This window comes from Leifsonia aquatica H1aii, from assembly GCF_000633535.1.
GTDB classification, from domain to species: Bacteria; Actinomycetota; Actinomycetes; order Actinomycetales; family Microbacteriaceae; genus Leifsonia; species Leifsonia aquatica_A.
Genome location: NZ_AYMR01000004.1, coordinates 63,543 through 82,754, shown reverse-complemented (window position 1 = coordinate 82,754; position 19,212 = coordinate 63,543). Strand labels below are relative to the sequence as shown.

At 72.2% G+C, this 19,212-nt stretch carries 18 protein-coding genes; 10 read left to right on the top strand and 8 right to left on the bottom strand.

Annotation, left to right across the window (positions count from 1 at the left end):
* The first annotated feature begins 42 nt into the window (after positions 1-42).
* From U870_RS0102805 to U870_RS0102790, 4 genes are read left to right on the top strand one after another with little or no spacing between them, the layout of a single operon-like run.
* Entirely contained in the window at positions 43-1,014 is a 972-nt protein-coding gene (locus U870_RS0102805; protein ID WP_025155903.1) for an AAA family ATPase, read from the top strand.
* Positions 1,011-2,354, top strand: coding sequence for a DUF58 domain-containing protein (locus U870_RS0102800; protein ID WP_025155902.1), 1,344 nt, complete (start codon positions 1,011-1,013; stop codon positions 2,352-2,354). Before U870_RS0102805 ends, U870_RS0102800 begins: the two co-directional genes overlap by 4 nt.
* Positions 2,351-4,669, top strand: coding sequence for a transglutaminase-like domain-containing protein (locus U870_RS0102795; RefSeq protein ID WP_025155901.1), 2,319 nt, complete (start codon positions 2,351-2,353; stop codon positions 4,667-4,669). The genes U870_RS0102800 and U870_RS0102795 overlap by 4 nt, the downstream gene beginning before the upstream one ends.
* Positions 4,666-5,241, top strand: a complete 576-nt coding sequence (locus U870_RS0102790) for a zinc ribbon domain-containing protein (protein ID WP_029947101.1) — start codon at positions 4,666-4,668, stop codon at positions 5,239-5,241. The genes U870_RS0102795 and U870_RS0102790 overlap by 4 nt, the downstream gene beginning before the upstream one ends.
* 179 nt (positions 5,242-5,420) lie before the next feature.
* Here the strand turns inward: U870_RS0102790 and ald are convergent, their stop codons facing one another.
* The 3 genes from ald to gabT all read right to left on the bottom strand — a co-directional run bounded on the left by ald (position 5,421) and on the right by gabT (position 9,207).
* Positions 5,421-6,536 (bottom strand): alanine dehydrogenase, encoded by a 1,116-nt coding sequence (gene ald, locus U870_RS0102785; protein WP_025155899.1) that lies wholly within the window; start codon positions 6,534-6,536, stop codon positions 5,421-5,423.
* Positions 6,537-6,847: 311 nt separating this feature from the next.
* A complete protein-coding gene (locus U870_RS0102780; RefSeq protein WP_025155898.1) occupies positions 6,848-7,855 on the bottom strand; it encodes an asparaginase in 1,008 nt (335 codons plus the stop codon).
* Positions 7,852-9,207, bottom strand: a complete 1,356-nt coding sequence (gabT, locus tag U870_RS0102775) for a 4-aminobutyrate--2-oxoglutarate transaminase (protein WP_025155897.1) — start codon at positions 9,205-9,207, stop codon at positions 7,852-7,854. Before gabT ends, U870_RS0102780 begins: the two co-directional genes overlap by 4 nt.
* A gap of 37 nt (positions 9,208-9,244) precedes the next feature.
* On the opposite strand from gabT, the gene U870_RS0102770 reads away from it, so the two are divergent.
* Both U870_RS0102770 and U870_RS0102765 read left to right on the top strand, forming a co-directional pair.
* Positions 9,245-9,718: an OsmC family protein gene (locus tag U870_RS0102770; RefSeq protein WP_025155896.1), complete on the top strand. Its 474-nt coding sequence runs from the start codon at positions 9,245-9,247 to the stop codon at positions 9,716-9,718.
* 58 nt (positions 9,719-9,776) lie between these two features.
* Complete coding sequence (locus tag U870_RS0102765; RefSeq protein ID WP_025155895.1) at positions 9,777-10,250, top strand: hypothetical protein; 474 nt, start codon at positions 9,777-9,779, stop codon at positions 10,248-10,250.
* On the opposite strand, the gene U870_RS0102760 is transcribed toward U870_RS0102765, so the two are convergent.
* The 3 genes from U870_RS0102760 to U870_RS0102750 all read right to left on the bottom strand — a co-directional run bounded on the left by U870_RS0102760 (position 10,247) and on the right by U870_RS0102750 (position 12,853).
* Positions 10,247-11,008 carry a lysophospholipid acyltransferase family protein gene (locus tag U870_RS0102760; RefSeq protein WP_205288711.1) on the bottom strand — a complete coding sequence of 254 codons (762 nt, stop codon included), beginning with the start codon at positions 11,006-11,008 and terminating at the stop codon, positions 10,247-10,249. The two genes, U870_RS0102765 and U870_RS0102760, sit on opposite strands and share 4 nt — an antisense overlap.
* 73 nt (positions 11,009-11,081) lie before the next feature.
* On the bottom strand, positions 11,082-11,786 hold the full coding sequence (locus U870_RS0102755) for an ABC transporter ATP-binding protein (RefSeq protein ID WP_025155893.1): 705 nt from the start codon (positions 11,784-11,786) through the stop codon (positions 11,082-11,084).
* Entirely contained in the window at positions 11,783-12,853 is a 1,071-nt protein-coding gene (locus U870_RS0102750; RefSeq protein WP_025155892.1) for an FtsX-like permease family protein, read from the bottom strand. Before U870_RS0102750 ends, U870_RS0102755 begins: the two co-directional genes overlap by 4 nt.
* Positions 12,854-13,015: 162 nt before the next feature.
* On the opposite strand from U870_RS0102750, the gene U870_RS0102745 reads away from it, so the two are divergent.
* Positions 13,016-14,200, top strand: a complete 1,185-nt coding sequence (locus U870_RS0102745; RefSeq protein ID WP_025155891.1) for a sensor histidine kinase — start codon at positions 13,016-13,018, stop codon at positions 14,198-14,200.
* Positions 14,197-14,823 carry a response regulator transcription factor gene (locus U870_RS0102740; RefSeq protein ID WP_025155890.1) on the top strand — a complete coding sequence of 209 codons (627 nt, stop codon included), beginning with the start codon at positions 14,197-14,199 and terminating at the stop codon, positions 14,821-14,823. The genes U870_RS0102745 and U870_RS0102740 overlap by 4 nt, the downstream gene beginning before the upstream one ends.
* Before the next feature lie 3 nt (positions 14,824-14,826).
* On the opposite strand, the gene U870_RS0102735 is transcribed toward U870_RS0102740, so the two are convergent.
* On the bottom strand, positions 14,827-15,684 hold the full coding sequence (locus U870_RS0102735; RefSeq protein WP_025155889.1) for a hypothetical protein: 858 nt from the start codon (positions 15,682-15,684) through the stop codon (positions 14,827-14,829).
* A gap of 7 nt (positions 15,685-15,691) precedes the next feature.
* Positions 15,692-17,038 (bottom strand): aminotransferase class III-fold pyridoxal phosphate-dependent enzyme, encoded by a 1,347-nt coding sequence (locus tag U870_RS0102730; RefSeq protein WP_025155888.1) that lies wholly within the window; start codon positions 17,036-17,038, stop codon positions 15,692-15,694.
* Positions 17,039-17,132: 94 nt separating this feature from the next.
* Here U870_RS0102730 and U870_RS0102725 point away from each other — a divergent pair, with 94 nt between their 5' ends.
* A complete protein-coding gene (locus U870_RS0102725) occupies positions 17,133-18,104 on the top strand; it encodes an FKBP-type peptidyl-prolyl cis-trans isomerase (RefSeq protein WP_025155887.1) in 972 nt (323 codons plus the stop codon).
* Positions 18,104-19,195: a 1-deoxy-D-xylulose-5-phosphate reductoisomerase gene (locus U870_RS0102720; protein WP_025155886.1), complete on the top strand. Its 1,092-nt coding sequence runs from the start codon at positions 18,104-18,106 to the stop codon at positions 19,193-19,195. The genes U870_RS0102725 and U870_RS0102720 overlap by 1 nt, the downstream gene beginning before the upstream one ends.
* The last annotated feature ends 17 nt before the right edge of the window (positions 19,196-19,212 follow it).

The window sequence follows — 19,212 nt, the reverse complement described above, 5'->3', positions numbered from 1 at the left end:
CCGGTCGCCCGCTCCCCGTCCCTCACCGAGAGAGGCCCGCGCATGACGATGACCCCCGAGCAGGCCACCTGGTTCGCAGGCGTGTTCGACCGGCTGGTGCAGAACATCGACCGCGTCCTGCTGGGCAAGTCCCATGTGATCCGGCTGGCGCTCACGGCGATGCTCAGCGAGGGCCACCTGCTGCTCGAGGACGTCCCGGGGACGGGCAAGACCTCGCTCGCCCGCGCGATCGCGGAGAGCGTGCGCGGTTCGACGAACCGGATCCAGTTCACCCCCGATCTGCTCCCCGGAGACATCACGGGCGTGAACATCTACGACCAGCGCTCGGGCGCGTTCGAGTTCCACCGGGGGCCGATCTTCGCGAACATCGTCCTGGCCGACGAGATCAACCGGGCCAGCCCGAAGACGCAGTCCGCGCTGCTGGAGGTGATGGAGGAGCAGCAGGTCACGGTGGACGGCGTGCGCCACACCGTCTCCGCGCCGTTCATGGTGATCGCGACCCAGAACCCGATCGAGCAGGCGGGCACGTACCGGCTGCCCGAGGCGCAGCTCGACCGGTTCCTGATGAAGGCGTCGATCGGCTACCCCGACCACGAGGCGACCCTGCGGATCCTCGAGGGAGCCGAGCACCGCGCCCACGAGGTGGTCGTGCCGGAGGTGGTGTCTGCGGCGACGGTCGTGGAGATGGCGACGATGGCGCGCGGCGTGCACGTGGACGCGACCATCAACGACTATGTGGCGCGCCTGGTGGACGCCACCCGGAGCGCCGAGGAGGTCCGTCTCGGCGTGAGCGTGCGCGGCGCCCTCGCGCTGGTGCGGACGGCGAAGACGCTCGCGGCATCCGGCGGCCGCTACTACGTCACGCCGGATGACGTGAAGGCGCTGGCCGAACCCGTGCTCGCGCACCGTCTGGTGCTCGACCCCGAGGCCGAGTTCGAGGGCGTGTCGGCCTCGAGCGTGATCGGCCAGCTGCTCATCGAGGTGCCGCCGCCGAGCGATCGGGCCGCCGTGTGACCAGCACCGTCACACGAACCCCCGCCGAGCTCACCAACGCGCGCGCGCGCATCGTCGGCGAGCGCGAAGGGGTGCTGGCCGACGCCATCGTCTGGATCGTGCGCACCGCGTCGATGGTCGGCTCCGCCGTCGCCCGGGTCGCCCGCCGTGTCGGCACGGTGGTCACGCCCCTCGGCTGGTCGCTCGCCGCCGTGGTGGTCCTGGCCCTGGTCGGCGGGTACGTCCTCGGGTGGACCGAGGCGGTCGTCGCCGGCTGGACCGCTCTGGCCCTCCTGGTGATCGCCACGGGGTACCTCGCCGGTCGGATCGCGTTCGACGTCGGGCTCTCGTTGCCGTCCAACCGGGTCGTCGTCGGCGACCGGGCGCCGGGGGAGGTCGCCGTGCGCAACCCCGGCCGACGCCGGTTGCCCGGGGTGCGGATCGAAGTCCCGGTCGGCGACGGCCTCGCCGAGTTCGCGTCGCCGGCCCTCGCCGCCGGCGAGGAGCACGCCGACGTCTTCGTCGTCCCGACGGCCCGCCGCGGCGTCGTCGCGATCGGACCCGTGCGGACCGTCCGTGCGGATCCGCTGGGCCTGTTGCGTCGAGAGGTCGTCTGGGCCGAGTCCCTCGACCTGTTCGTGCACCCGCAGACCGTCGCCATCCCGAGCATGAGCACGGGGTTCGTCCGGGACCTGGAAGGTGCGCCGACGCGCGATCTGACGGCCAGCGACATCGCCTTCCACGCTCTCCGCGAGTACCAGCCCGGGGACGAGCGCCGCTACATCCACTGGAAGAGCACGGCGAAGACCGGCAGCTACATGGTGCGTCAGTTCGAGGAGACGCGACGCAGCCATCTGCTCGTCGCGCTCAGCCTGTCCGCGTCGGACTACGCCTCGGACGAGGAGTTCGAGCTCGCCGTCAGCGCGACCGGTTCGCTCGGCGTGCGGGCCATGCTCGATTCGCGTACGGTCTCGATCGTCGCCAGCGCGGCGACGCCCGACTTCGCGAAACGGATGGTGCTCAACGCCCGGCGGCTCAGCACGGTCAACCGGGGCCGGCTGCTCGACGATCTGGCCGGGGTGGAGACCTCCGTCTCGGCATTGCGACTGCCGGAGCTGGCGCGGGTGGCGGTCGACGACGCCGCCGGAACGTCGATCGCATTCCTGATCGCCGGTTCCAGCCCGACTGCGGGCCAGCTGCGGGCCGCTGCCGCGCACTTCCCGCTGGGCGTCGACGTGGTCGCCATCGTCTGCGACGCGGGCGCGGTGCCGTCTCTGCGCCGAGTCGCCGACCTGAGCGTGCTCACCATCGGCTATCTGGAGGACCTCAAGCACAGTCTGGCGAAACGGCTCGCGACATGAGGGCGCGCCTGCGTCCGGCGACGGCCGTGCTCGACACCCTTCTCGCGATCGCGGCCGTCGGTCTCGCGGCCTGGTCGTTCTGGCCGGTGTACCAGTCGGCAGCGTTCGTCGTCCTTCTGGCGTCGACCCTGGTGCTCGGGGCGGCTGTCGCGGTGGTGGGCGCGGTCTTCCGCTGGCCCAGCATCGTCGTCGCCCTCGGCGTCCTGGTCGTCTACCTGGGGGCGGGCGTCCCGCTGGCCGTCCCGACGGAGTCGGCCGCCGGCGGCCTGCTGCCCACCGGGCCCGGCTTCATCGACCTGGTCCAGGGGACCTGGCTCAGCTGGAAGCAGCTCGTCACGATCTCGGTGCCCGTCGGTTCGTACCAGGCGCTCCTGGTTCCGGCGTTCATCCTCATCCTGCTCGCCACCGTCATCACGGTATCCGTGGCGCTGCGGGCCCGGGTCCCGGAGGCCGCGACCCTCCCGCCTGCGCTGCTCCTGGTCGCCGGGATCGCGTTCGGCTCGGGGACGGTCGCCGTACCGCTCTGGCTGGTGCTCGGGCTGCTCGCGCTGCTGCTCGTCTGGCTCATCCGCTTCCGCCTCCGCCGGCGGACGGCGGCGTTGCGGGCGCTGGGCGAGCAGAGCGGTCTGGCGGTGGAGTCCGCGCGGGAGCGCCGCTCGACCGCGCTCCTCACCGGTGTGGGAGCCGTCGTCATGCTGGTCGGGGCCTCAGCGGTCGGCATCGCGGCCGCGACCGTCGTCCCGCCCGCGGGCGACCGCCAGGTGGTGCGGACGGCGGTCGAGCAGCCCTTCGACCCGCGCGCGTACCCGAGCCCGCTCAGCGGGTTCCGGGCGTATCTGGAGGATCCCCGCGCCGGCGAGCCGATGCTCACCGTGTCCGGCCTGCCGTCGGGCGGACGGCTGCGGATCGCGACACTCGACACGTACGACGGCGTCACTTACTCGGTCGGCAGCGACGGGGCGACCAGCGCCTCCGGATCGTTCGCCCGCGTGCCCTACCGGCTCGACCAGTCCGGCGTGCGCGGCACCGAGGAGAGCGTGAGCGTCACGATCCACGACTACCGCGGTCCCTGGCTGCCCGGGACCGGGCAGCTGCAGCAGATCGCCTTCTACGGGGCGGACGCCTCGACGCTCGCGGGCGCGTTCTTCTACAACGACGTCACCGGCACCGGCGCGGTCACGACCGCCCTGCGTTCCGGCGACCGCTACACCACCGACTCGGTGACGAAGCCGACGCTGACGGCCGACCAGCTCAGGACGGTCGAGCCGGGCACCGACACCGTCCCGAAGCCGACCGTGGTGCCCGACGAGCTCGCCTCGACGGTGCAGAAGTACTCGGCGGGCGTGACCGGCGCGGGAGCCAAACTCGCGGCCGTGCTGCGTGGGCTCGCCCAGGACGGGTACATCAGCCACGGGATCGGTCCGGACGAGCCCGCGAGCCGGTCGGGGCACGGCGCCGACCGGCTCACCGAGCTGCTGACCGACGTGCCCATGCTCGGCGACCAGGAGCAGTACGCGGTCACGGCCGCTCTGATGGCCCGACAGCTCGGATTCCCCGCCCGCGTCGTGTTCGGTTTCGTGGCGCCGGCGGGCACGGCCGCGGCCGGCGGCCCGGTGACGTTGACCGGCGCCGACGTCTCGGCCTGGATCGAGGTGCAGACCTCCGGCGGCTGGGTGACCGTCGACCCGAACCCGCCGGTACGGCCCGTCCCGCCGAAGCAGCCCGAGCAGCCGACCGAGATATCCCGTCCGCAGACCAACGTGCAGCCTCCGGTCGACGAGAACCCGCAGCAGAACGACGAGCCGCCGCAGGCGCAGGTGGACAGCACCGATCAGCAACCGCCCAATCCCCTGGTGGGGACCCTCCTCGCCGTTCTGGTCGTGATCGGGTGGACGTTGCTGGTGATCGCGGTCGTCGCGGCCCCGTTCTGCGCCGTGATCGCGGCCAAATGGCGTCGCCGTGCACTGCGACGGGCCGCGCCGACCTCGGCGGAGCGGATCGTGGGCGGTTGGCGCGAGTTCGCCGACGCCGCCGTCGATCACGGGTACGAACCTCCGCCCGCCGCGACCAGGGCGGAGTTCGCGCAGACGATCGGCGGGGCACGCGCCGCCGCGCTCGCCAAGGTCGCCGACCGCGCCGTCTACAGCCCGACCGCCCCCACGCCGGCCGAGGCGGATTCGGTCTGGAAAGCGGTGGACGACCTCCGCGCACAGCTCGATCGGCGCGACACGCGCTGGAAGAGACTGCTCGCGGCCGTGTCACTGCGTTCCCTCGGATACCGTGGAGGAAGGCGCGAGAGGAGAGACGGGCGATGAACTGTCGGGTGTGCGGGGCCGAGCTGAGCGACGGGACCCTGTTCTGCGGGCGATGCGGGAGCTCGGTGACCGCGTCGCGCGTCCGCGAACCCGAGGTCGCCGACCCTCGTCCCTCGGACACGACGATCGTCGAGCGTCTGCCGAAGCCGGCGGTCGCGGGCGTCTTCCTGGACGAGGACGGTCTTCCCCCCACCGAGGCCGTGCAGATCGTCCCCATCGAGACCGCTCCGCCCGCGCCGAGCGCCGCCCCCGCCTACACGCTGAGCTTCTCGACCGGAGAGAGCGTGACGGTGAGCGGGTCGGGACTCGTGGGACGTCGCCCGATCACGCAGCCCGGGGAGCGGGTCGACCAGCTCGTCGTCGTCTCCGACCCGGCCCGCAGCGTCTCGAAGACGCACCTCGAGTTCGGCCTCGAGGGCGACGATCTCTGGATCTGCGACCGCTACTCCGGCAACGGCACCATCGCCCGTCCGCTCGGCGACACGGCTCGGCAGTGCGAGGCGGGTCGCCGCTACCGCGTCACCCGCGGCACGCGCGTCGAGATCGGCGACCAGTGGTTCGACGTCAGCTGAGCCGCCCGCCGACCCGGCCGCGCGCGTCGACGGCGGACCACGGTCGCTGATCCGACCGGACGACGGGAAAGGGAGGCGATCCGCGCGGGTTGCTGCGCAGATCGCCTCCCTTCGTGGCGTGCGGGTCAGCGCGCGCCGTGACCGGTCAGGCGGTCACATCGATGGGCCCGGCCGCCGGGTCACACGAGCGCGTCGGCGATCTCCGCGGCCTGCAGGCCGTGGGCCTCGGCGACTCCGGCGTTGACGACCGTGCCGCCGTGCACGTTGAGGCCGAGTCCGAGGGAGGCATCCGCCCGCAGCGCCTCCTGCCAGCCGCGGTTCGCGATCGCTCGCGCATACGGCAGGGTGGCGTTCGTGAGGGCGTACGTCGAGGTGTGCGGCACCGCGCCCGGCATGTTCGCGACGCAGTAGAAGAGCGACTGGTGGACCGTGAACGTCGGGTCCGCGTGCGTCGTCGGGTGCGAGTCGGCGAAGCAGCCTCCCTGATCCACGGCGATGTCGACGAGCACGCTGCCCGCCTTCATCCGCGACACCAGGTCGTTGCTGACGAGCTTCGGCGCCTTCGCACCGGGGACGAGCACCGAGCCGATGACCAGGTCGGAGGCGATGACCGCCTTCTCGATCTCGAAGCTGTTCGAGGCGATGGTCTTGATCCGGCCGGCGTAGAGCGCGTCGAGCTCGCGGAGGCGGGCGATGTTCGTGTCGAGCACGGTGACCTCGGCGCCGAGACCGACCGCGACCGAGGTCGCGTTGGTGCCGGCGACACCGCCGCCGAGCACCGTGACGACCGCGGGGTGCGTGCCGGGGACGCCGGGGATGAGGAGCCCGGGGCCGCCGTTGGGCTTGAGCATGGTGTTGGCGCCGACGATCGGTGCGAGTCGTCCGGCGACCTCGCTCATCGGAGCGAGCAGGGGGAGGGACCGGTTCGGCAGCTGCACGGTCTCATAGGCGATGGCGGTGACACTCGAGGCGATGAGCGCGCGGGTGAGCGCCTCGTCGGCCGCGAGGTGCAGATAGGTGAACAGGACCAGCCCGTCGCGGAAATAGCCGTACTCGCTGGCGATCGGCTCCTTGACCTTGAGGATCAGGTCGCCGGCGGCCCAGGTGCCCGCTGCGTCGGGGACGATGGTGGCTCCCGCGCTCGCATAGAGATCGTCCGGGATGGAGGATCCCACGCCCGCACCGGCCTCGACGAAGACCTCGTGACCGGCGCCGACCAGGTCGTGCACTCCGGCCGGGGTGATCGCCACCCGGAACTCGTTGTTCTTGATCTCGCGGGGGATCGCGACCTTCATGGGGTTCCTCTCACATCGACGTGGTGGTTCGATCTCACCTTAGCCGGGTCGACGGAGGATTTCGATAGTCGTTTCGCTGCGAGTCCGCTGATTCCGCATTCCGATCCGAGTGTCGGCGCGGATATCGTCCGTCATGCCTGCACTGCAGGGTGTGTCGGCCCGTGACCGGGCGGGTCGTCAGAAACGCGACGCCCGGCCGCACGCGGGGCGGCAGGCGCAGCGACGCGGGAGAACGCATCAGGCTCGCGGAGGCCGCACGGGTCCGTCGACGTACCGCCGACGAGCCCGTGCGCTGCCAGGCGCGCGGACGCTCAGACGTAGGCGGCGCGGATCTCGCCGACAGGCTCGCCTCGGCCGAGGACGGCCAGGTCGAGCTTCGGGGCCAGCGCGTCGGCCGCGGCACGGTCGATCGCTCCGGCATCGGCGAGCAGGGACAGCGCGACGACCGTGGCCGCCCGCAGGCTGCCGTCGAGCATCTTGAGGGTGACGGTCGTGCCGTCGGGTGCGGCCATGACCATGACCCCTTCGGCGCCGCCCTTCGCGAAGACGCCGAGCTCATCGATCACCACGGTGTTCGCCCGGCCCGGCCCGTCGATGGCCCAGCCGTCGGCGAGCACCGCGTTCTTCAGGAGTGCGGCGTTCCGGTAGAGCGCGAACGGCGAGCCGTCGGAGGCGGTGGCGATGCGCTGGATCCCGCGGGCGAGGGCGATGAGCGACATGGCGTGCACCGGCGCGCCGCAGCCGTCGATCCCGGTCGCGACCACCTTCTCGCCGGTCAGGCGCTCGACCGTGTCGCGGATGTGGTGCTGCAGCGGATGCTGCGGATCCAGGTAGCTCTCGAGCGGCCAGCCGTTCACCCGGCACGCGACGAGCATCGCCGCGTGCTTGCCCGAGCAATTCATGAAGAGGGGCTGCTTGTGCTCGCCGGCGCGGATCGCGTCATCCCGTGCCGCCGAGTCGAGCGGCCAGTCGGGCGGGCAGAGCAGGGCGTCCTCGGTGAGCTGCGCCTGCGCCAGGATGGTCCGCACGACCGACAGGTGCGCCGGCGTTCCGCCGTGGCTGGCGGTCGCGAGCACGGCGCGCGCACCCTCCAGCGCGACGCCGGCGCCCAGCACCGCCACCGCCTGGAACGGCTTCATCGTCGAGCGCGGGAAGATCGGCTTCTCCGGCGCCCCGAGGCTCCGGGAGATCGCGCCGTCCGGACCGAGCACGACGGCCGAGCCGACGTGGCGGGACTCGACGAACCCGCTGCGCTCGACGACGGCCAGCTCGACGGCCTCGGCGCCCGAGAACACGGCGGCGTCCACGGCCGGGCTCACAGCGAGGCGAACGCGTCGTCGATCACCGAGATCGCGTCGGCGATCAGCGCGTCGGACACGGCGAGGCTCGGGAGGAATCGCAGCACGTTGCCGTAGGTACCGGCGTTGAGCAGGAGTACACCCTGCTGCGCGGCGTAGGCGACGATCTTCGAGACGGCCTCCGCGTTCGGGACCTTCGTGGTCTGCGCCGTGCCCGGCTGGACGAGCTCGATCGCGATCATCGCACCGATGCCGCGCACCTCGCCGATGATGTCGTACTTCTCCTGCAGGCCGCGCAGTCCCGCGGTGAGCGACGCCTCGATGCGGCGGCCCTCGGCGAGGAGGTCGTTCTTCTCGATCTCGGCGAAGACGGCGACGGCGGCGGCCGCGGCGACCGGGTTGCCGCCGAAGGTGCCGCCGAGGCCGCCGGGCTGGGCGGAGTCCATGATCTCGGCCCGGCCGGTGACGGCGGCGAGCGGGAGTCCGCCGGCGATGCCCTTGGCGCTCAGCACCAGGTCGGGGACCAGCCCGAAGTGCTCGCTGGCGAAGTACGCGCCGGTCCGGGCCATCCCGCTCTGGATCTCGTCCGCGATGAACACGACGCCGTTGGCCGTGCACCACTCCTGCAGCGCCGGGAGGTAGCCCTCTGCGGGGACCATGAAACCGCCCTCGCCCTGGATCGGCTCGGCGACGAGGCAGGCGAGGTCGGACGCGCCGACGACCTTCTCGAGGTACGCGATGGTGCGCGCGGCGGCCTCCGGGCCGGTCAGCCCGTCGTGGTACGGGTACGAGTTGGGGGCGTGGTAAACGTCGCCGGCGAACGGGCCGAAGCCGGTGGCGTACGGCGCGGCCTTGTAGTTCATCGCCATCGTGAGGTTCGTGCGGCCGTGGTAGGCGTGGTCGAGCACGGCGACGGCGCGACGGCCGGTGTGCTTGCGGGCGATCTTCACGCCGTTCTCCACCGCCTCGGCGCCGGAGTTGACCAGGACGGTCTTCTTCGCGTGGTCGCCCGGGGTGTGCACGGCGAGGAGCTCGGCGACGCGCACGTACTCCTCGTACGGGGTGATGGTGAAGAGCGTGTGGATGACGTCCTGCAGCTGCTCGGCGGCGGCGGAGACGACGGCGGTCTCGGTGTGGCCCACTGTGGTGACGCCGATCCCGGCGCCGAAGTCGACGAACTGGTTGCCGTCGACGTCGACCAGGATCGCTCCGTTGGCGCGGGCGATGTACACCGGCAGCGCGGAGGAGACACCCGTCGGGACGACGGCGAGGCGGCGGGCGTGCAGCTCCTGCGAGGCCGGTCCGGGGACGGCGGTGACGATGCGGCGTTCCTGCGGAACGGTGTACACGGGCGCGTTGAGGGTGTCAGTCATGATGGATCGATTCTAACCGCGGTGCCAGAATCGAGGCATGAGACTCGAGCACCACTACGCGATCGACCTGCAGTGGACCGGCAACCGCGGGACCGGGACGACCGGATACAAGGACTACGGCCGAGACCACGTGCTGACCGCGGAGGGCAAGCACCCGCTCGAGGGGTCGGCCGATCGCGCCTTCTTCGGCGACCGCGACCGCTGGAACCCGGAGGAGCTGCTGCTCGGCGCGCTCGCGCAGTGCCACATGCTGAGCTATCTGGCCGAGGCGGCGCGGGCCGGCGTCGTCGTGGTCGGCTACACCGACGCGGCGACCGGCACGATGGAGCAGACCGCGAACGGGGGAGGGCACTTCACCTCGGCGACGCTGCACCCCCGGGTCACCCTCGCCGATCCCGCGCAGCGGGAGCTGGCCGCAGCGTTGCACGGCCCGGCGTCGGAGAAGTGCTTCATCGCGGCCAGCGTCAACTTCCCGGTGGGGCACGAGCCCGAGATCCTCACGCTGGCCTGACGGACCACACCGCGACGAGCGGCTGCGGCGTTCCGGGGAAGCCGGTAGGGTTCGGGGCATGACAGCCCGTCGCCTCGTCCTCGCCGCGGCAGGGGCGGCCGTCGCCCTGATCGCGTGCGGTTGCACCCCGCTGGTCGAGCGATCGTATCCCGGCGGGCTCCCGCGTCCGGAGGCAACCGTCCTCCCGTCGGACGGGAACGGCGTCGACCTCCCCGCGCCGGACCTCGGGCCCGACGCCCGCTGGGTGCAGGACGGGAGCCGTCTGGCCGTGACCCTCGGCGGGTCGTCCACCTGCCCGGTCGAGCCGAGGGCGGTCACCGTCGAAGCGCACGACCGGCTCGTGGTCGAGATCGCGCAGTCCGGCGGCTGGTTCGGCGTGTGCACCGCCGATCTGGGGTTCACGACCTACGAGATCCGCGTGCCGGACGGTGTCTCCTCGCGCGTGCCTGTGACCGTGAGGATCGGTGACGAGGACCGCCTTCTGCCGCCGCGTTCCGCCCCGCCGAAACCGGGGCAGGACGACGGCCGCTAGAGGCGCTCGGGGTGGAGCGCGCGCTTGACGCGCTCCACGGGGTTGGCCGGGGGAGCCTCGTTGTAGGAGCCGGCGAGCTCCTGCCCGGTCAAGGCATGGATGGCGGCCATGATCTCGTCGGTCGCCTGGCGGCGGGCCCGGCCCGACTCGGGCGGACCGTAATGGGCGAGATCGAGCGGCTCGCCGAACGCGACCGTCACCTTGCGCACCCGCGGGAACTTCGCGCCGACCGGTTGCATCTCGTCGGTGCCGATCAAGCCGACGGGCACCACCTTCGCGCCCGTGGTGAGCGCCAGCCAGCCCACGCCCGTCCGGCCCTTGTACAGACGGCCGTCCAGCGAGCGTGTGCCCTCCGGGTACAGGGCGAACGCGGCGCCGGTGTCGATGATGCGCCGGGACTGCTCGAGCGCCTCCTGGGCCGCCTGGCCGGCGCCGCGACGCACACCCACGGCGCCGATCGCGGTGAAGAACGAGCGGGAGATGCGGCCCCTGAGGCCGGTCCCCTCGAAGTAGTGCGACTTGGCGAGGAACTGCACGCGGCGCGGCGACATCAGCGGGATGAGGATGGAGTCGATGAACGACTGGTGGTTGCTGGCGTAGATCACCTTGCCGTGGCGGGGCACGTTCTTGCGGCCGATCACGCGCGGGCGGTAGACGATCTTGGCGATCGGGACCATGATCCAGCGCCCGAGATAGTAGGTGAGGCCGGGCCGCTGCACCGGGGCCGGCCCGTCGTCGGGTTCGTGGATCGTCACCATTCGAGGGTAGTCCGCCCCATATTCCACAACGTGCATGCGAGGCGGCGGACCGGCAACGGGCCCGTGACTGGGTTCAGTCCTCCGGTGCCGCCACGGCGCGCGCGCCCTCGAGCCTGCCGTCGACGAGCCGCACCACCCGGTGCATGCGCGGGAGGTGGACGACGTCGTGCGTGACGAGGAGCGTCGCGGCGGAGCGTTCGGCGCTGAGGCGCAGGATGAGGTCGATGATCTCGCCGCCGCGCTCCTGGTCGAGCGCGCTGGTGGGCTCGTCGACGAGGAGGGCGGAGGGGTCGTTCATCAGGGCGCGGGCGATGTTGACGCGCTGACGTTGACCGCCGGAGAGCTGGTGCGGACGCTTGTCCCGCTGGGCCGCGAGGCCGACCGCGTCGAGCAGTTCGTCGGCCCGGCGCGCGGCTCGCTGCCGGGCGCCGGCGGTCCGACGGCCGCCGAGCTCGGCCATCACACGCAGCTGCTCGCTCGCGGTGAGCGCGGGCAGCAGATTGGACTGCTGGAAGACGATCCCGACGCTCGTGCGGCGCAGCTCGGCCGCCTCCGCGGCACCCAGGCGGCTCGCCTCCGTCTCGCCGATGATCACCGTCCCGGAGTCCGGGCGGATGAGGGTGGCGGCGACGGCGAGGAGGCTCGACTTGCCCGAGCCGCTCGGGCCGGTCACCGCGGTGACGGTGCCCGGGTGGGCGGTGAGGCTGACGTGGTCGACGGCGGTGACGCGGGTGTCGCCGTCGGGGAAGGTGAGGGTGACGTCGTCCAGGCGGATCATCGGTTGCTCCCGAGTGCGGTGAGAGGGTCGGCGGAGGTGACCGAGCGGAGCGCGAACGCGGCGCCGGCGAGCCCGAGGACGACGAGGATCGCCCCGGGGAGGAGGGTCGTGAGCGGGCTGAGGAGGAACGGCAGCGCGCCGCCGGCGAGAGCGCCGACGCCGACCACGACCGCGAGCCCGACGCCGATGCCGACGAGGAGGACGATGAGCGCCTGGCCGAGCGCGTCGCGGACGAGGGTGGGGGTGCTCGCACCGAGCGCCTTCAGTACTGCGACATCGCCCTTGCGCTGCATGGTCCACACGGTGAAGAACGCGCCGACCACGAGCCCGGAGATCCCGAACAGCAGCACGATCATCAGCAGCAGAGACCCGATCTCGGACCGGAACGAGCTCAGGGCGGTGAGCGAGCCGATCACCGTCTCGGACACCGTGCCGTTCGCCTGGTCGGCGGCGGCCCAATCGGGGTCCCCGGTGACGGCGAGCACGGTGGCGTAGGCGTCCGGGTTGCCCGTGGTTGCGGCGTTGGCCCGCCAATCCGGGAGGGTCATCCGGATGACGGGCGTGTGGCTGTACCAGCCGTCCCCGGTCACGGAGTCCACGGTGTAGCTGCGCGTGCCGATCGTGATCGGGTCGCCCGCCGACACGCCGAGGGCGGAGGCCGCGCCGGTGGAGAGCGAGACGCTGCCGTCGCGGGGAGGCGCGCCGTCCCCGTCGCCGGAGGGCAGTCCTAACAGGGCGACCGCCGTGCGGGTTCCGTCCGCCTCGGCGCGCGACTGGGTGATCCCCACCGGCTCGACCGCGGTGACGCCGGACCGCTGCGCCCACTCGTCGGCTTGGGCGGCGGTGATGGCGGAGTCCGCGAACGTGGCGCCGGCGTCGCCGGTCTGCGGCGCGGAGAACACCAGCCGGTCGCCGGGAAGCGCCAGCACGGCGGAGATGTTCTGCGTCGCCAGGCCACCGGTGAGCCCGCTGAGGAAGCCGACGAGCACGGTGATGAGGGCGACGACGGAGCCGATGAGCAGGAAGCGGCCGCGGGCGAAGCGCAGGTCGCGCAGCGCGACGAACATGGGAGGCCTTTCGATGGGGTGGTCGGGATGGTGCTTCCAGCCTCCCGAAACGGCGGCCGCACGGCATCGGCCGGGTGGACGGCGTCCGGCGCCCGATGGTGCGAGCGTGCGCTCCACCTTTCGGACGATGCTTCCGGCCGGCGCCCCGCGTAGAGTCCAGGGATGGCCCACACCGCGCTCACCCCGGTCTTCGTGGGCCTGCGCACCGGCCTGCACGTGCTCTTCCTCGTGCTGGCGGCGCTCGTCGTCGTCCGCGCGATCGTCGCGCCGTCGCCCGCCAGCCCGGCCATCCTGCTCGTCGCGCTGCTGCTGGTGGCGACCTATGCCCTCGGTGCGTTGGTCGCCCGCCGCCCGGAGGAGGGTCGCCGGGCCTACGGACTGGTCTGGCTCGCCGTGCTCACCGTGGAGTGGGCCGTGCTGCTGTGGCTGAGCACCGAGGCCGCCTACCTGGTGTTCCCGCTCTTCTTCCTGTTCCTGCACCTGCTCGGCGGCCGCTGGGGGACCGTCGCGATCCTGCTCGCGACCGCCGCAGCGATCTGTGCGCTCGGTCTGCACGGCGGCTGGACGGTCGGGGGCGTGGTCGGACCGCTCGTCGGCGCGGGCGTCGCCCTGCTCATCGGCCTCGGCTACCAGGCGCTGGCACGGGAGGCGGCGGAGCGGGAGGCGCTGATGCGCGAACTGCTCGACACCCGCGACCAGCTGGCGGCGACCGAGCACGAATCGGGTGTCCTCGCCGAACGCGCCCGGCTGGCGCGCGAGATCCACGACACCGTGGCCCAGGGCCTCTCCAGCATCCAGCTCCTGCTCCACGCCGCGGAGCGCGCCGACCCGGAGGGGCCCGGCATCGCGCACATCCGGCTCGCCCGCGAGACGGCCGCGACCGGACTCGCCGACACCCGCCGCTTCATCCGTGAGCTCGCCCCGCCGGATCTCGACGATCAGGGGCTGGGCGGTGCGCTGCGTCGACTGGCGCGAAGCCAGTGGGCCGCCCAGGGCCTCGACGTCGAGGTGCGTGTGGCCGACGCGGTGCCGCTCCCGATGCACGTGCAGACCGCTCTGCTGCGCATCGCCCAGGGAGCGATCGCCAACGTCGTGCAGCACGCGCACACCGACCGCGCGGTCATCGAGCTGGTGCTGGGGGACGAGGGGGTGCGGTTCACGGTCGCCGACGAGGGCGACGGTTTCGATCCCACCGTCGGCGCCGCGTCCTCGGCCACGTCCGACTCGTTCGGGCTGCAGGCGGTGCGCGAGCGTGTCCAGCAGCTCGGCGGCGCGCTCACCGTCGAATCGGCTCCGGGTCGCGGGACGGCCCTCACGGTCCTGCTCTCGGCGGGGGAGGCCTCGTGATCCGCCTGGTGATCGCGGACGACCACCCGATCGTCCGGGCCGGCCTGGTCGCCCTGTTCGCCTCCGAGCCCGATCTCTCGGTGGTCGCCGAGGCCGCGACACCCGGGGAGGCCGTCGCCGCCGCCGAACGGGAGAACCCGGACGTGGTGCTGATGGACCTGCAGTTCGGAGCGGGGGAGACCGGTGGCGGGGCCGACGCCACCCGCCGCATCCGCGCGCTCGACGCCGCGCCCTACGTGCTGGTGCTCACCAACTACGACTCCGACGCCGACATCCTCGGCGCGGTGGAGGCGGGCGCGAGCGGCTACCTGCTGAAGGACGCCCCGCCGCACGAGCTGGTCGCGGCCGTGCGCGCGGCGGCGGCCGGGGAGAGCGCGCTCGCCCCTGTGATCGCCTCCCGACTGCTCGACCGGATGCGCGCACCCCAGGCCAGCCTGAGCGCGCGTGAGACGGAGGTGCTGCGACTCGTCGCCGCCGGCCGCTCCAACACCGACGTGGCCGCGGAGCTGTTCGTGAGCGAGACGACGGTGAAGTCGCACCTCGCCCACATCTTCACCAAGCTGGGCGTCACCTCGCGGACGGCCGCCGTCGCGACGGCCCGCGAGCGCGGCATCCTGCGCTGACGCTCAGCCGCGCAGACCCGGCGTCGGTTCGCAGCCGAAGCCGCCCGCGTAGCTCAGACAGGGCAGCACGAAGCCCGCGTAGCGGTCGGCCAGCGGGTCGCCGAACCAGGTGGTGTACAGCCGCGAGAAGTTGAGATTGCCGTACGTCGAGCAGTCGCCCGCCGGCCCGCTCGGCGCCGCCAAGGTCTCGTCGTTGGGCTGATACGGGGTGTAGTTGTACAGGTTCGCCGTCGCCTGGTTCACGATCCGGACCGCGCTGGAGCCGCAGGACGCGTCCGGATGGAACTGGATGTCGTTCTTTCCGATCCGGTAGCGCCAGTCACCCGGATGCACCGTGTACTCGCGGAACTGCCAGGCGGCCCGGTACACCTGGTTCACGAAGCCGAAGTAGCGCTTGTCGCACTCGGCGGTGTCGGGGCAGGCGTACCCGGTGGCCTTCTGATAGCCGGCCGGGCTCGGCGCGGTCAGGAGCGACTGCTCCTTCTGCAGCAGCACCAGGAGGACGCGCGGGCTGATCGTGCACGCCTCCGCGATCCGCGCGATCACGCTGCTGGCGCGTTGCCGCTTCGCCGGGGCGAGGGCGGAGCAGCGCTCGGCCGACGCCGGGATGCGCGGCACGTCGACGCGGTAGTCGGCCAGGCACGGGACCCCGCCCTCGGGCGTGCAACTGCGCGCCTCCAGGAACGATTGGATGCCGCTCGCCGTCATCGCGTCCGGGTTGAAGAAGCTGTCGTCGCTGATGATGTCGCCCGGGTCGAACGCGGCACGTTCCGCGCCCAGACCACCCGTGGCGGGGACGAGCGCGAGGGCGACCGCCGTGAGGACGGTCGCCGCGAGCGCGCGCCAGCGCCTGGTCAGCACGGGCCGCTCAGCCGAGCTTCGCCAGCGCTTCTTCGAGCACGCTCGCCGCGTCGTCGATCAGCTCCTCGCTGATGACCACGGACGGCAGCAGGCGCAGCACGCTTTCCCAGCTCCCGGCATCGAGCGGGATGACCCCGTTCGCGGTCGCGTGGGCGAGCACGGCCTTCAGCGCATCCGGGTTCGGCGTCTTCGTGCCGGGGACGACCAGCTCGATGCCGAACATCGCGCCCTTGCCGCGCACCTCGCCGACGACCGGGAAGCGTTCCGCCCAGTCGCCGATGCGGGCCCAGAGCGCCGTCTCCACGCGACGCGCCTCGGCGAGGAGGTCCTCCTTCTCGAAGGCGTCGAAGACCGCGAGCGCCGCCGCGGTCGAGACCGGGTTGCCGCCGAACGTGCCGCCGATGCCGCCGGGCTGGACCGCGTCCATGATCTCTGCCCGGCCGGTGACCGCCGCGAGCGGGAAGCCGCCCGCGATTCCCTTCGCGCTCGTCACCAGGTCGGGGACGACGCCGTGATGCTCGATCGAGTACCACGTCCCGGTGCGGCCGATCCCGGCCTGGATCTCGTCGGCGACGAAGACGATGCCGTTCTCCGTGCAGAACTCGGACAGGCGCTGGAAGTAGCCCGGCGCCGGGATGATGATGCCGCCATCGCCCTGGATGGGCTCGACGAAGAGGGCGGCGAGCTCGGTCGCCCCGATGTGGGTGCGGATGTAGTCGATCGTGCGCTCCGCCGACTCCTCGCCGGTCATCCCCTCGGGGTCGCGGAACGGGTAGCTGATCGGGACGCTGTAGATCTCACCCGGGAACGGGCCCATCCCGGCGCGCTCCGGCCAGGGGCGGTAGGTCATCGCCATCGTCAGGTTGGTGCGGCCGTGGAACGCGTGGTCGAGGGCGGCGATCGCGCGCCGACCGGTGAACTTGCGGGCGATCTTCACCGCGTTCTCGACGGCCTCGGCGCCGGAGTTGACCAGGATGCTGCGCTTCTCGAAGTCGCCGGGGGTGATCTCGGCGAGCTTCTCCGCCACCCGGACGTAGTTCTCGTACGGCGTGACGGTGAAGAGCGTGTGGGTGAGCTTGCCGGCCTGCTCGGCGGCGGCCGCAGCGACCTCGGGGTGGGCGTGGCCGATGGTGGTCACCCCGATGCCGCAACCGAGGTCGATGAGCCGGTTGCCGTCCACGTCCACCAGGATCGCCCCGGAGCCCGACTCCATGTAGATGTTCGCGAGGGTCCCCGCGCCGCGGCTCACGGTGGCCTCCCGGCGACGCTGCAGCTCCACCGAGCGCGGCCCGGGGAGGGCGGTGGCGACATGGCGGGACTGGGGAACGGAGAATTCGCGAGTCATGGGTTCCATCGTAGGCGGCGACCGGGCGCCGACTCACCGCGCCGCCGGTCCACGGAGCCGACTGTCAGCGGAGGCCTAGGCGGATACGGCAGACTGTTCGATCGTGCGCAGATCTCTCTCCCTCGTCACCGCCGCCCTTGTGGTCGCCGGACTGGCCGCTTGCAGCTCATCCTCCCCGGAGCCGTCCGCCACGAGCACGACGGCCTCGGCCTCGTGCCAGAACCTGAAGGCCGGCGACGCCTCGAAGGCGGTGAAGGTGGAGGGCGACTTCCGCGCGGCGCCCACGGTGACCTTCGCGACGCCGCTGAAGGCCACCGACCTCGAGCGCAGCGTGGTCATCGCCGGCACGGGCGCGGAGGCGAAGGCCGGGTCGAGCGTCGACATCGCTCTCGCCACGTACAACGGGGCGACGGGCAAGGAGCTCACCGCGGCCACCGGCTTCGACGGGCAGGCCGCCCAGATGATGACCGTCGACGACAAGCAGTACGTGCCGGGTCTCGTCAGGGCCGTCGAGTGCCTGAAGGTGGGCTCGCGCGTCGTGCTCACCGGCACCGCCAAGGAGGCGTTCGGCAACGCGGACCTCAGCCAGCTGAACCTGAAGGCGGACGACACGGTGGTCTTCGTCGCCGATCTCATCGACCTGGCCGTGACGCGCGCCGACGGCACGCCGGTCGCGCCCAAGGCCGGTTTCCCGACCGTGAAGCTGTCGAAGACCGGCGAGCCCTCGATCACCATCCCGAAGTCCGACCCGCCGACGCAGACGGAGGTCGAGGTCCTGAAGCAGGGCGCCGGCGAGACGGTCCAGCCGGGCGACACCGTGACCGTGCAGTACAAGGGCGTCCTTTGGCGCGACGGCGAGATGTTCGACTCGACCTGGAGTCGTGGCGCGCCGACCTCGTTCCCCACCACCGGAGTCGTGGCCGGCTTCAAGAAGGCACTCGAGGGCCAGACGGTCGGTTCGCAGGTTCTCGCCGTCATCCCGCCCGCGGACGGCTACGGCGACGCGGGCAGCGGGGCGATCAAGGGCACGGACACGATCGTGTTCGTCATCGACATCCTGAAGACCGCCCGCTGATGACGGGGCAGCCGCGGCGCGTCGTCCTGCTGGGGTCCACCGGATCCATCGGCACACAGGCGCTGGACGTCATCGCGGCGAACCCCGCCCTCTTCACGGTGGTCGGCCTCAGCGCCGGCCGCGATGCGGAGGGGCTCGCGGCCCAGGCCGAGCGCTTCCGCGTCCACGACACGGCGCTGGGCGCCGACGACTCCGAGCGGCTGGTCCGCTCGGTCGAGGCGGACGTCGTGCTCAACGGCATCACCGGCTCGGTCGGGCTCGGTCCCACCCTGGCCGCGCTGGAGACCGGAGCGATCCTGGCGCTGGCCAACAAGGAGTCGCTGATCGTCGGCGGCGAGCTGGTGAAGCGCGCCGCCGCGCCCGGTCAGATCGTCCCGGTCGACTCCGAGCACTCCGCCATCGCGCAGGCGCTGCGCTCGGGAGCGCCGGCCGAGGTGCGCCGGCTCGTGCTGACCGCCTCCGGCGGCCCGTTCCGGGGCCGCAGCCGTGACTCCCTGCGCGATGTCACCCCGGCACAGGCGCTCGCCCACCCGACCTGGGACATGGGACTCGTCGTGACCACGAACTCGTCGACGCTCGTGAACAAGGGCCTCGAAGTGATCGAGGCGCACCTGCTGTTCGACGTGCCGTACGACCGCATCGACGTCACCGTGCACCCGCAGTCGGTCATCCACTCGATGGTGGAGTTCGTCGACGGCTCGACCATCGCCCAGGCGTCGCCTCCGGACATGCGCCTGCCGATCTCGCTCGGGCTCGGCTGGCCGGACCGCGTCCCCGGTGTGGGTGCTCCATTGGATTGGACGACGTCGCACAGCTGGACCTTCGAGCCGCTCGACCACGACGCGTTCCCCGCCGTCGCTCTGGCCAAGCGCGTCGGGACCGCGGGATCGACCTACCCGGCGGTGTTCAATGCCGCCAACGAACAGGCCGTGGCGGCCTTCCACGCCGGAGCCATCGGGTACCTGGACATCCTCGAGACCGTCGAGCGGGTGGTGGATGCGCACGCGCCCGCGAGCGAGCTCACGCGTGCATCCCTCGCCGAGGCGGAGCGATGGGCGCGGGCGACGGCGGACGTGCTGATCGGAGCCTGAACGCGGGCCGACGGCGC